At 66.8% G+C, this 11,639-nt stretch carries 11 protein-coding genes; 3 read left to right on the top strand and 8 right to left on the bottom strand.

Annotation, left to right across the window (positions count from 1 at the left end; translation table 11 throughout):
* Positions 1-8: 8 nt before the first annotated feature.
* Positions 9-824, top strand: coding sequence for a 3-methyl-2-oxobutanoate hydroxymethyltransferase (panB, locus tag OEJ37_RS12055; protein ID WP_152861956.1), 816 nt, complete (start codon positions 9-11; stop codon positions 822-824).
* Positions 825-972: 148 nt separating this feature from the next.
* On the opposite strand, the gene OEJ37_RS12050 is transcribed toward panB, so the two are convergent.
* The 5 genes from OEJ37_RS12050 to grpE all read right to left on the bottom strand — a co-directional run bounded on the left by OEJ37_RS12050 (position 973) and on the right by grpE (position 7,399).
* Positions 973-2,892, bottom strand: coding sequence for a bifunctional anthranilate synthase component I family protein/class IV aminotransferase (locus OEJ37_RS12050; RefSeq protein ID WP_263344411.1), 1,920 nt, complete (start codon positions 2,890-2,892; stop codon positions 973-975).
* A 4-nt stretch (positions 2,893-2,896) separates the two neighbouring features.
* Positions 2,897-4,033 carry a molecular chaperone DnaJ gene (gene dnaJ / locus OEJ37_RS12045; RefSeq protein WP_174421575.1) on the bottom strand — a complete coding sequence of 379 codons (1,137 nt, stop codon included), beginning with the start codon at positions 4,031-4,033 and terminating at the stop codon, positions 2,897-2,899.
* A gap of 266 nt (positions 4,034-4,299) precedes the next feature.
* Entirely contained in the window at positions 4,300-6,252 is a 1,953-nt protein-coding gene (dnaK, locus tag OEJ37_RS12040; protein WP_174421574.1) for a molecular chaperone DnaK, read from the bottom strand.
* 147 nt (positions 6,253-6,399) lie between these two features.
* Positions 6,400-6,843 carry a thioredoxin family protein gene (locus tag OEJ37_RS12035; RefSeq protein ID WP_263344410.1) on the bottom strand — a complete coding sequence of 148 codons (444 nt, stop codon included), beginning with the start codon at positions 6,841-6,843 and terminating at the stop codon, positions 6,400-6,402.
* 10 nt (positions 6,844-6,853) lie between these two features.
* Positions 6,854-7,399 carry a nucleotide exchange factor GrpE gene (gene grpE, locus OEJ37_RS12030; RefSeq protein ID WP_174421572.1) on the bottom strand — a complete coding sequence of 182 codons (546 nt, stop codon included), beginning with the start codon at positions 7,397-7,399 and terminating at the stop codon, positions 6,854-6,856.
* Between the two features lie 353 nt (positions 7,400-7,752).
* On the opposite strand from grpE, the gene OEJ37_RS12025 reads away from it, so the two are divergent.
* Positions 7,753-7,914: a hypothetical protein gene (locus tag OEJ37_RS12025; RefSeq protein ID WP_006476841.1), complete on the top strand. Its 162-nt coding sequence runs from the start codon at positions 7,753-7,755 to the stop codon at positions 7,912-7,914.
* On the opposite strand, the gene OEJ37_RS12020 is transcribed toward OEJ37_RS12025, so the two are convergent.
* The 3 genes from OEJ37_RS12020 to hrcA all read right to left on the bottom strand — a co-directional run bounded on the left by OEJ37_RS12020 (position 7,886) and on the right by hrcA (position 10,590).
* Positions 7,886-8,293, bottom strand: a complete 408-nt coding sequence (locus OEJ37_RS12020) for an RNA-binding S4 domain-containing protein (RefSeq protein WP_069746137.1) — start codon at positions 8,291-8,293, stop codon at positions 7,886-7,888. The two genes, OEJ37_RS12025 and OEJ37_RS12020, sit on opposite strands and share 29 nt — an antisense overlap.
* 84 nt (positions 8,294-8,377) lie before the next feature.
* Positions 8,378-9,442 carry a ferrochelatase gene (hemH, locus tag OEJ37_RS12015; RefSeq protein ID WP_175947280.1) on the bottom strand — a complete coding sequence of 355 codons (1,065 nt, stop codon included), beginning with the start codon at positions 9,440-9,442 and terminating at the stop codon, positions 8,378-8,380.
* 125 nt (positions 9,443-9,567) lie between these two features.
* Entirely contained in the window at positions 9,568-10,590 is a 1,023-nt protein-coding gene (gene hrcA / locus OEJ37_RS12010; protein ID WP_011544637.1) for a heat-inducible transcriptional repressor HrcA, read from the bottom strand.
* A gap of 131 nt (positions 10,591-10,721) precedes the next feature.
* Here hrcA and OEJ37_RS12005 point away from each other — a divergent pair, with 131 nt between their 5' ends.
* Positions 10,722-11,627, top strand: a complete 906-nt coding sequence (locus OEJ37_RS12005; protein ID WP_174421570.1) for an NAD kinase — start codon at positions 10,722-10,724, stop codon at positions 11,625-11,627.
* Positions 11,628-11,639 lie beyond the last annotated feature (12 nt).

The raw sequence follows: 11,639 nt of genomic DNA, 5'->3' as shown, positions 1-11,639 counted from the left end.
GATTTCCCATGACCTATCTCCAGGAATCGAGCCGGCCTGCCGTGACGGTACCCAAGCTGCAGGCAATGCGCGACGCCGGCGAGAAGATCGCGATGCTGACCTGCTACGACGCGAGCTTTGCCGCGCTGCTCGATCGCGCGGGCGCCGACGTGCTGCTGATCGGCGATTCGCTCGGCAACGTGCTGCAGGGCCACACGACCACGCTGCCCGTCACGCTCGACGACATCGCGTATCACACGGCCTGTGTCGCACGCGCGCAGCCGCGCGCGCTGATCATGGCCGACCTGCCGTTCGGCACGTACGGCACGCCGTCCGACGCATTCGCGAGCGCCGTCAAGCTGATGCGCGCGGGCGCGCAGATGATCAAGCTCGAAGGCGGCGAATGGCTCGCCGACACGATTCGTTTCCTCGTCGAGCGCGCGGTGCCCGTGTGTGCGCACGTGGGCCTCACGCCGCAATCGGTGCACGCGTTCGGCGGCTTCAAGGTGCAGGGCAAGACCGAGGCTGGCGCGGCGCAGTTGCTGCGCGACGCGCGCGCGGTCGAAGCGGCCGGCGCGCAGGTCGTCCTGCTCGAGGCCGTGCCGACCCTCGTCGGGGCCGAGGTCACGCACATGCTGCGCGTTCCGACGATCGGCATCGGCGCTGGCGCGGACTGCTCGGGGCAGGTGCTCGTGCTGCACGACATGCTCGGGATCTTCCCCGGCAAGCGGCCGCGCTTCGTGAAGGATTTCATGCAGGGCCAGCCAAACATCCAGGCGGCCGTCGAAGCGTACGTGCGCGCGGTGAAGGACGGTTCGTTCCCCGGTCCGGAACATTCGTTCTGACGTGTACGGCAGGCGGCGCGTTCGCCGGCACCCGGATATGAAAAAAGCGCGGCGCCCTTTGCGGGGCGCCGCGCTTTTCGTTGCTACGCTGCATCGGCGAAAAGCATCGCGGCACCGGCGCGAGCGCGGTGCCCGTTCCATCGCTTCGTTACTTCAATACCGCGTCGAGCGCGCCGCGCAACGCATTGGTCAGCAGCAGCGCCTGCGCGCGCGCAAGATCGTCGCAAGTCACGACGCGCTCCGTCGCACCGAACGCGCGATCATCGAGCAGCACGCCGCGCATCACGCCCGGCAGCACGCCGGACGCCAGCGGCGGCGTCACCCACTGGCCGTCGAGCTTCACGAACAGGTTCGAGCGCCCGCCTTCCGTCACCTCGCCGCGCTCGTTGACGAACAGCATGTCGAAACCGCCGAGCGCCTCCGCCGCCTGCCACGCGCGGTCGTATTCGGCGCGGCGCGTCGTCTTGTGCAGCAGCAGCGCATCGCTCGCGCGGGTCGGCGCGAATCCGTGCGCGGACGCCAGCAGCACGCCGACCGGCCCCGCCGGCAGCGGCTTGAGCGGCACCGCGACGATCTCGACCGTGCCATCCTTCGCGAGCGAGAGCTTCATCCGGTAAGCGCCGTCGCCGTCGAGCGCCGCGCAGCGCGCGTCGATCTCGCGGCGCAACGCATCAACGTCGAAGCGGAAGCCGAACGCCTCCGCGCTGCGCTGCAGCCGCGCGAGATGCCGATCGAGATGCCGGATGCCGTCCGCATGCGTGGCGGCGGTCGTTTCGAACAACTGGAAGCCGGGATCGGCGTCCGTCAGGAATCGCGCCTTCAATTCGCACTCCGCATATTCGTCGGCAGCGACGCTGTCGAGCACGATGCCCGCGCCGACGCCCATCGTGCCGCGCCGCCGGCCGGCGGTTGCAGTTGCCGGATCGCGTGCTCCGGTATCGGCGGCGGCCACGCCTTCGCCGGTAGCATCCAGCGTCAGCGTGCGGATCGCGACCGACAGGCAGAAATCGCCGCAACCGGCAGCGTGATTGCCGGGCGCATCGGAGCCGGCGCCTTCCTTCGGCGCGTCGAGCCAGCCGATCGCGCCCGTATAGAGCCCGCGCGGCGTCGACTCGATCGCGTCGATCAACTGCATCGTCATGTGCTTCGGCGCGCCCGTGATCGATCCGCACGGAAACAGCGCGCGCAGCATCTGCGCGAACGTCGTGCCGTCGCGCCAGCCTGCCTCGACCGTCGACGTCATCTGCCACACCGACGCATACGGTTCGACGGAGAACAGCGCCGGTACGCTGACCGTACCGGTGCGCGCGATCCGCGACACGTCGTTGCGCAGCAGGTCGACGATCATCACGTTTTCCGCGCGGTTCTTCGGATCGCTCGCGAGGAACGCGGCAGCCGCCGCATCTTCGCGGGGATCGGCCGAACGCGGCGCGGTGCCCTTCATCGGCCGTGCGCGCAGCACGTCGCCGTGCTTCTCGACGAACAGTTCCGGCGAGCACGACACGACCCACGCGCCGCCGGGCAGCGCGATCAGCGCGCCATAACGCACGGGCTGGCGCGCGCGCAGCCGCCTGTACAGCGCAAGCGGCGTGCCGAAGACGTCGAAATTCAGCCGATACGTGTAGTTGATCTGGTATGAATCGCCCGCGCGCAGCGCGTCGTGCACCGCTGCGATCGCCGCATCGAACGCGTCGCGCGACACACTCTTCGCGACATGCGCGACGCCCGCGATCGACGGCGTGCCGCCGCCGTCCTGCTGCGCGAGCCACGTGTCGACTTCGTCGCGCGACAGGTGCTCGCAGCGCGCGTACAGCAAAAAGCGCAGCGGGGCATTGCCCGGCTGCGCCCGTTGCAGGTTGCGTCCGAATTCGTAATCGCCGACGACTACCGCATGCAGCCCGTCGCGCAGGTCCTGCGCGACCGCTGCGTCGATTTCGTCGAGCCGCGCCGGATCCGTGCACACGCGTTCGCGCACGAAGCCGGAATACAAACGACTCGACCGCGCGGACGCGGTCGAGTCGCAATCGTCCAAGAGCGCGAACGACGCGCTCTCGTTGCCTTCAGTCATGCCATTACTCGAAGAAGCTCTTCACACGGTCGAACCAGCTCTTGCTCTGAGGGCTGTGACGCGCGCCGCCCTCGGCCAGCGACTTCTCGAACTGCTTGAGCAGTTCGCGCTGGTGGTCGGTCAGCTTCACGGGCGTCTCGACCTGCACGTGCACGTACAGATCGCCCGCGATGCTCGAACGCAGCCCCTTGATGCCCTTGCTGCGCAGGCGGAACGTCTTGCCCGACTGCGTGCCTTCCGGCACCGGGAACGACGCACGGCCTGCCAGCGTCGGCACCTCGATCTCGCCGCCGAGCGCGGCGGTCGTGAACGGAATCGGCATCTGGCAGTGGAGATCGTCGCCGTCGCGCTCGAACACCGCGTGCGGCTTGATATGGATCTCGACATACAGGTCGCCCGGCGGCCCGCCGTTGATGCCCGGCTCGCCGTTGCCGGCCGAGCGGATCCGCATCCCGTCGTCGATCCCGGCCGGGATCTTCACTTCGAGCGTCTTGGTTTCCTTCACCTTGCCCGAGCCGTGGCAGTGCACGCACGGTTCGGGGATGTAGGTACCCGTGCCATGGCACTTCGGGCAGGTCTGCTGGATGCTGAAGAAACCCTGCGACATGCGCACCGTGCCCTGGCCGTGACAGGTCGGGCAGCTTTCCGGCTTCGTGCCGGGCTTCGCGCCCGACCCGTGGCAGACCTCGCACGACACCCAGCTCGGCACGCGGATCTGCGTGTCGTAACCGTGCGCAGCCTGCTCGAGCGTGATTTCCATGCTGTAGCGCAGATCGGCGCCGCGGTATACCTGCGGGCCGCCGCGGCCGCCGCGCGCGGCGCCGCCCGCGGCCTGGCCGAAGATGTCGCCGAAGATATCGCCGAACGCATCCGCGAAGCCGCCGAAGCCCTGTGCGCCCGCACCGCCCATGTTCGGATCGACGCCCGCGTGGCCGTACTGGTCGTACGCGGCCCGCTTCTGGCTGTCCGACAGCATTTCATAGGCTTCCTTCACCTCCTTGAAATGCTCTTCCGCATCCTTGTTGTCCGGATTGCGGTCAGGGTGATACTTCATCGCAAGCTTGCGATATGCCTTCTTGATTTCGTCGTCGCCCGCATTCTTCGCGACGCCCAGAACCTCGTAGTAATCCCGTTTCGCCATATCGATTCACTGTGCCGCCACGCATCGCGCACGCGGCGGCTCCTTTCGCCTGCAGTAAAGTCTCTCGACTCGTCTGGCGCTGCGCCCGTCCGCGGACGGCTCGCGCAGCACCCGCCAAAAAACAAATGTGCCCGGAGGGCCGCGAAGCCCGCCAGGCGTGGAGTCGATCCGGCCATCCGGAAGGAAAGACAGACCGCTTTTCAGCCGCTTGTCGGCAACGCCGCGCGCATTTGAGCGCGCGGCGTGCGGTGCCATTGCAACCCGGCTTAGTCCTTCTTCACTTCCTTGAACTCGGCGTCGACGACGTCGTCGGCAGCCTGCTGCGCACCGCCCGCGTGGGCCGCGCCTTCCGCTGCACCCGCCGCGCCGGCGGCACCCGCCTGCTGGGCCTGCATGTCGGCGTACATCTTCTCGCCGAGCTTCTGCGAAACCTTGCCGAGCTCCTCGACCTTCGCGTCGATCGCAGCCTTGTCGGCCGACGTGTCCTTCAGCGCTTCCTCGAGCGACTTCAGCGACGCTTCGATCGCTTCCTTCTCGCCCGCGTCCAGCTTGTCGCCGTACTCGGTGAGCGCCTTCTTCGTGCTGTGGACCAGCGCGTCGCCCTGGTTGCGCGAATCGGCCAGCTCGCGCAGCTTGTGGTCTTCCGCTGCGTTCGCTTCCGCGTCCTTGATCATCTGGTCGATTTCAGCCTCGGACAGACCCGAGTTGGCCTTGATCGTGATCTTGTTTTCCTTGCCGGTCGCCTTGTCCTTCGCGCCGACGTGCAGGATGCCGTTCGCGTCGATGTCGAAGGTCACTTCGATCTGCGGCACGCCGCGCGGTGCCGGCGGGATGCCTTCGAGGTTGAACTCGCCGAGCAGCTTGTTGCCTGCCGCCATTTCGCGTTCGCCCTGGAACACCTTGATCGTCACGGCGCCCTGGTTGTCGTCCGCCGTCGAATACACCTGCGCGTGCTTCGTCGGGATCGTCGTGTTCTTGCTGATCATCTTCGTCATCACGCCGCCGAGCGTCTCGATACCGAGCGACAGCGGGGTCACGTCGAGCAGCAGCACGTCCTTGCGGTCGCCCGACAGGACCTGGCCCTGGATCGCCGCGCCGACCGCGACGGCTTCGTCCGGGTTCACGTCACGGCGCGGATCCTTGCCGAAGAACTCCTTCACCTTCTCCAGGACCTTCGGCATGCGGGTCTGGCCGCCGACCAGGATCACGTCGTCGATGTCCGACACCTTGACGCCCGCGTCCTTGATCGCGATGCGGCACGGTTCGATCGTGCGCTCGACGAGGTCTTCCACCAGCGCTTCCAGCTTCGCGCGGGTGATCTTCAGGTTCAAGTGCTTCGGGCCCGACGCGTCCGCCGTGATGTACGGCAGGTTGATTTCGGTCTGCTGGCTCGACGACAGCTCGATCTTCGCCTTTTCGGCGGCTTCCTTCAGGCGTTGCAGCGCGAGCACGTCCTTCGACAGGTCGACGCCCTGCTCCTTCTTGAACTCGCCGATGATGTAATCGATGATGCGCTGGTCGAAATCTTCGCCGCCGAGGAACGTGTCGCCGTTGGTCGACAGCACTTCGAACTGCATTTCGCCGTCGACGTCCGCGATCTCGATGATCGACACGTCGAAGGTGCCGCCGCCGAGGTCATACACGGCGATCTTGCGGTCGCCCTTCTCGGCCTTGTCGAGACCGAACGCGAGCGCGGCTGCCGTCGGCTCGTTGATGATCCGCTTGACTTCGAGGCCCGCGATGCGGCCGGCGTCCTTGGTCGCCTGGCGCTGGCTGTCGTTGAAGTACGCCGGCACCGTGATCACGGCTTCCGTGACCGGCTCGCCGAGGTAGTCTTCGGCCGTCTTCTTCATCTTGCGCAGCACTTCCGCCGAAACCTGCGGCGGCGCGAGCTTTTCGCCATGTGCCTCGACCCACGCATCGCCGTTGTCGGCCTTGACGATGGCGTACGGCATCAGGCCGATGTCCTTCTGGACTTCCTTCTCTTCGAAGCGGCGGCCGATCAGGCGCTTCACCGCGAACAGCGTGTTCTTCGGGTTGGTCACCGACTGACGCTTGGCCGGCGCGCCGACGAGCACTTCGTTGTCGTCCATGTAGGCGATGATCGACGGCGTGGTGCGCGCGCCTTCCGAGTTCTCGATGACCTTGACCTGGTTGCCTTCCATGATGGCAACGCACGAGTTCGTGGTGCCGAGGTCAATACCGATGATCTTTCCCATTTTTCCTAATCTCCAGAAATGCCTGTTTGCTGCGCGAAACCCCGCCTTTTTGGGCGGTTTCGCGCGCCAGAATTCAACTCTGTTCCCGAAATGCGTCCGTCCGGCCCGTTTTCAAGACCCGACAAGCGATGCGGATATTAAATTTTTTCAATCGCCGCCGGCTACCGGATCGCCGGCCGCCGGATCGCCGGCCGCCGGTTCTTGGCTCGCCGCCAACGCGATCTTCGCGCGCGCCGCCGAAACGGCCGCCTGGAACTGCGCGAGGCCATGCCAGCCCGTCGCGCGGCCGAGACGCTTGCCGCGGTGGAAGAAGAACCACGTCGGCACGCCGTGCAGCCCGAAGCGGCGCCCGAGCTGATGGTGTTCGTACACGTTGCAATGGAACCACTTCAGGTCCAGCGCGCGAATCGCGTCGGGCTGGGCGAGCATCGCCTTCTTCGCGATCTCGCAGTTGAAGCAGTCGACGCCCCAGAAGAGCACCACCGCGAGCGCATCGCCCGCGCCTTCGATCCCCGCATCGAACGTGTCGGCGGCCAGCGCCTGCATGTCGAACGCGACGAACGCGGCCGGATCGACGCCGGCGGGAACCATCGCGGCTGCCTTACTTCGGCTGCGCGACGGTGACGAGCGCCGGACGCAGCACGCGGTCGGCGATCGTGTAGCCCTTTTGCAGCACCGCGACGACGGTGTTCGGTTCCTGCTCGGCCGGCACCATCGAAATCGCCTGGTGCTGATGCGGATCGAACTTCTCGCCGACCGGGTTGATCGCGACGACGCGGCCCTTCTCGAGCGCGCTCGTCAGCTGGCGCAGCGTCAGTTCGACGCCTTCGCGTACCTTCGCGATGTCACCGGACGTATCGCTGACAGCCGCTTCCAGGCTGTCCAGCACCGGCAGCAGGTGCTCCGCGAAGCTCTCGATTGCAAACTTGTGCGCCTTCGAGACGTCATCCTGTGCGCGGCGGCGCACGTTCTCGGTCTCGGCCTTCGCCCGCAGGAAGCTCTCCTGCAGCTCGGCGACCTTTGCTTGAGCCTCCGCGAGCGCCGCGTCGGCTGCTTCGGCGGCGGGAGCGGCGCCTTGCGCCGCCTGCTTCTCGCTGCCGATGTCTTCGGCCGATCGGGTAGCCGGGTTCTCTTGCGTATTTTCCATGTCGCTGAAAGTCGATTAGAGGTTGAAGCCAAATCGGCAACCGCCCGGCCGTATACCCGGCGGCACCGCACATTGCTGGTGCAAATAAGGACGAAAACTGCGATTTCAAGAGGGTTATTCGCCGGCATTCTCCAATGCCGCGAAACAACCGCGCGTCTCGCCGGTGCATGCCCGCAGAGTTCGCCAGACCGGGAGAAACGAGCTGTAACAACGCTTACCAGGCAAGTACTAGCTGCGCACAGCGCGGCTGCACTACACTCCACTCAAGCGTCGAAAAAGCGTGTTTACCCTAGCTGACCGTCGCCTTACATCCACCTGGCGCCGTTTTCACCCGTCTTCTCGAGGGGAGTACCGTGAAACTGACCTTTGCGATATCGGTGGTCGCGCTGGTACTCATTGCCGGCACCACCACCATCTGCCTGTCGGGAGCCGTTACCGACCGCACGACCGAATACGGAAGCGCGCGGGCGACATTCGACCAGATGTTCAGCTCCCACCAGAAAATCTGTCGATGATGCGCCGGTCGCGCTTCGTCGGCCGGCCGTGCAGTTCGGCCGCCGGCTCGCGATACGTGCGCCGCCGCTCCAGTTCGGCGAGCCGCGCGGCCCGCCCCGCTTCCGTTTCCTCGTAAAGCGTCTGCGCGACGCTCGCGGGCCCGCGCACGTCGCACACGCCCAGCACGGCAATGTGCCAGACGATGCCGTCGATCGCAATCTCGACCTCGTCGCCGACGCGCACCTCCTTCGCCGGCTTGATCGCCGCACCGCCGATCTTCACGTGCCCCTTGTCGACCGCGTCGGTCGCGAGCGAGCGCGTCTTGAAGAACCGGGCCGCCCACAGCCATTTGTCGATGCGCAGCTTCGCGCCCGGTTCCGTGGAAATCTTGTAGTTCATGTCAGCCTCCGCCGGGCCGCCCCGATGAGGCCGACCGCCTCCGCGGGGCGCAGCGAATGAAGTGAGCGCGGGAGTCGCTCCATGTCAGCTCACCGTTTCGGGCTGCGCGGCCCTGACGGGCCAGCCCTGCAGGTTCTCGGCGACGATCTCGCCGATCGCGCCGAGCCACGCGGGCGCGCCGTTCAGGCACGGAATGCGGTGGAATGTCTTGCCGCCGCCGGCGAGGAATTCGTCGCGCACTTCCATACCGATCTCCTCGATCGTCTCCAGGCAATCTGCCGTGAAGCCGGGGCAGAACACGTCGGCCCGCCGCACGCCGGCCTCGCCGAACCCCCGCAGCGTCGGCGCCGTGTAAGGCTGCAGCCATTCGGCCTTGCCGAAGCGCGACTGGAAGGTGACGCGGCATTCGGTCGTCGACAGTCCGAGCGCGGCCATCAGCAGCGCGCCCGTCTGCTGGCACTGGTCGTGATAGGGGTCGCCGAGGTCGAGCGTGCGCTTCGGCACGCCGTGAAAGCTCAGCACGAGCTTGTCGCCGGCCGCGAAGTCGGGCCGGCCGTGCTGCGCCCAGTACTGGCGCACCTGCTCGGCGAGCGCGTGGATATAGGCCGGATGGTCGGCGTAGTGCCGCACCGTGCGCACCTCCGGCTGGTTGCGCATGCGCGCGAGCGCGTCGAATGCGGCATCGAATGCGGTGGCCGTGGTCGACGCCGAATATTGCGGATACATCGGCATCAGCAGCACGCGCTCGACGCCCGAGCGCTTGAACTGCGCGAGCGCGTGCGCAATGTTCGGGCTGCCGTAGCGCATCGCGTAGTCGACCAGCACGTGATAGCCGTTCGACACGAGCAGGTGCCGCACGCCGTCGGTCTGGCGCTCGGTGTGCACACGCAGCGGCGAGCCCTCGGGCAGCCAGACGGCCGCGTATTTCTTCGCGGACGCGCGGCCGCGCAGCGGCAGGATCAGCGTGCGCAGCAGCACCTGCCAGACGGCCTGCGGGATTTCGACGACCCGCGGATCCGACAGGAATTCGGCCAGATAGCGCCGCACCGCGCGCGGCGTGGGGGCGTCGGGCGTGCCGAGATTGATCAGCAGCACACCGATGCGATGGGCAGCCGCGGTGCTCGAAGGCGGCTCAAGATCGAAACGCATGGGCAAGTACGTGCTCGGGGCACGGGACCGGACGGCTCTCAATTATAGCGGGCCGCCCCGCGCCGTTCGGCCGACTGTCGGCGCAGGCGGCGCCGCGGCACGATGACGGGGCGGGATCGGGGTGGCTACTGCTGGCTCAGCGTGAGCGACAGCAGGCGCGCGGTGATGTCGACGATCGGTATCACGCGGTTGTACGCCATGCGGGTCGGCCCGATCACGCCGAGCGTGCCGACGATCTGTCCGTTCACCTCGTAAGGCGCGGTGACGACGCTCATTTCCTCGATCGGCACGAGCGTCGATTCGCCGCCGATGAAGATCTGCACGCCCTGGGCGTGGCTCGACACGTCGAGCAGTTGCAGGAGGCCCGTCTTTTGGTCGAACACGTCGAACAGCTTGCGCAGCCGCGCCATGTCGGAGGAAAGATCCGCCACCTCGAGCAGGTTGCGCTCGCCGGAAATCAGCACGGTGTCCTCGGTGTCGGGCACCTCGGTGCTGGCCGTCACGGCCGCGTGCATCAGCGTGGTCATGTCGCCGCGCAACTGGTCGATCTCGTCGCGCAGGCGACGGCGCACCTCGTCGAACGACAGGCCGGCGAAATGCGCGTTGATGTAATTGGACGCCTCGGTCAGTTGCGACGGCGAGTAGTCGCGCGGCGTCGCGAGCATCCGGTTCTGCACGTCGCCCTCGGGCGTGACGATGATCAGCAGGATGCGCTTGTCCGACAGGCGCATGAACTCGATCTGCTTGAACACGTGGCTGCGGCGCGGCGTCAGCACGACGCCCGCGAACTGCGACAGGTTCGACAGCACGCTCGCGGCGGCCGCGACCACCCGCTGCTGCGGCTCGCCGGCCTGCAGCGTGTTCTGCACCTGCCGCGCGACAGCCTCGGCGTCGATCGGCGCCTCGACCGTCAGCATCGTGTCGACGAACAGCCGGTAGCCGCGCGGCGTCGGCACGCGGCCGGCCGACGTGTGCGGGCTCGACACGAGGCCGAGCTCCTCCAGGTCGGACATCACGTTGCGGATCGTCGCCGGGCTCAGCTCGAGCCCGGAATAACGGGACAACGTGCGCGATCCGACTGGCTGACCGTCGGCGATATACCGTTCGATCAGGGTTTTCAGGAGGGTTCGTGCGCGAGGATCTAGCATGGTGGAAAATTTTAGCGCAACCGCGCGACCGCGGCGAGTGGCGTCGGCCAACGTTGCGCGGGCCGGCCCGATCCGGCCCCGTCGTCGCACAGCCGGTTCTTTTCGTCAACGAGCTATGGTGTAATGCCGGCATGAAAACCGGTAATCAGTTCAATACTGTCGCGCTCGTCGGCCGGAGCAACACGCCTGGCATCGCCGAGCCGCTCGCCACACTGGCCGCCAGCCTAGCGAAGCTTGGCTTCGAGGTCGTCTTCGAAGGCGATACCGCGCGCGAGTTCGGCATCACCGGCTATCCGGCGCTCACCCCGGCCGAAATCGGGGCGCGTGCGGACGTGGCGGTCGTGCTGGGCGGCGACGGCACCATGCTCGGCATCGGCCGCCAGCTTGCGCCGTACCGGACACCGCTGATCGGGATCAACCACGGGCGGCTCGGCTTCATCACGGACATCGCGGCGGCCGACATGCACGCGCTCGTCCCCGTGATGCTGGCGGGCAAGTTCGAGCGCGAGGAGCGCTCGCTGCTCGAGGCCAGGATCATGCGCGACGGCGAACCGATCTACCACGCGCTCGCGTTCAACGATGTCGTCGTGAACCGCAGCGGCTTCTCCGGGATGGTCGAGCTGCGCGCGTCGGTCGACGGCCGGTACATGTACAACCAGCGTTCGGACGGCCTGATCGTCGCCACGCCGACGGGCTCGACCGCGTATGCGCTGTCGTCGGCCGGTCCGATCCTCCATCCGCAGCTTCAGGGCATCGTGCTCGTGCCGATCGCGCCGCACGCGCTGTCGAACCGGCCGATCGTGCTGCCGGACGATTCCAAGATCGCGATCCAGATCGTCGGCGGGCGCGATGTCAACGTGAACTTCGACATGCAGTCGTTTACCTCGCTCGAACTGAACGACACGATCGAGGTGCGCCGCTCGAAGCACACGGTGCCGTTCCTGCACCCGATCGGCTACAGCTATTACACGACGCTGCGCAAAAAGCTGCACTGGAACGAACACGCGTCGAACGAAGACGACGACACGGCGTCCTGACGCCCCACCGCC

Source organism: Burkholderia sp. BKH01 (assembly GCF_025685725.1).
GTDB lineage: Bacteria > Pseudomonadota > Gammaproteobacteria > Burkholderiales > Burkholderiaceae > Burkholderia > Burkholderia pyrrocinia_C.
This window is presented reverse-complemented; position numbering and strand designations above follow the sequence as displayed.

Bases quoted from the DNA above. Each gene is read 5' to 3' on its own strand.
- panB (WP_152861956.1), top strand. From the start codon at position 9: ATGACCTATCTCCAGGAATCGAGCCGGCCTGCCGTGACGGTACCCAAG.
- OEJ37_RS12050 (WP_263344411.1), bottom strand. From the start codon at position 2,892: ATGACTGAAGGCAACGAGAGCGCGTCGTTCGCGCTCTTGGACGATTGC.
- dnaJ (WP_174421575.1), bottom strand. From the start codon at position 4,033: ATGGCGAAACGGGATTACTACGAGGTTCTGGGCGTCGCGAAGAATGCG.
- dnaK (WP_174421574.1), bottom strand. From the start codon at position 6,252: ATGGGAAAGATCATCGGTATTGACCTCGGCACCACGAACTCGTGCGTT.
- OEJ37_RS12035 (WP_263344410.1), bottom strand. From the start codon at position 6,843: ATGGTTCCCGCCGGCGTCGATCCGGCCGCGTTCGTCGCGTTCGACATG.
- grpE (WP_174421572.1), bottom strand. From the start codon at position 7,399: ATGGAAAATACGCAAGAGAACCCGGCTACCCGATCGGCCGAAGACATC.
- OEJ37_RS12020 (WP_069746137.1), bottom strand. From the start codon at position 8,293: ATGAACTACAAGATTTCCACGGAACCGGGCGCGAAGCTGCGCATCGAC.
- hemH (WP_175947280.1), bottom strand. From the start codon at position 9,442: ATGCGTTTCGATCTTGAGCCGCCTTCGAGCACCGCGGCTGCCCATCGC.
- hrcA (WP_011544637.1), bottom strand. From the start codon at position 10,590: ATGCTAGATCCTCGCGCACGAACCCTCCTGAAAACCCTGATCGAACGG.
- OEJ37_RS12005 (WP_174421570.1), top strand. From the start codon at position 10,722: ATGAAAACCGGTAATCAGTTCAATACTGTCGCGCTCGTCGGCCGGAGC.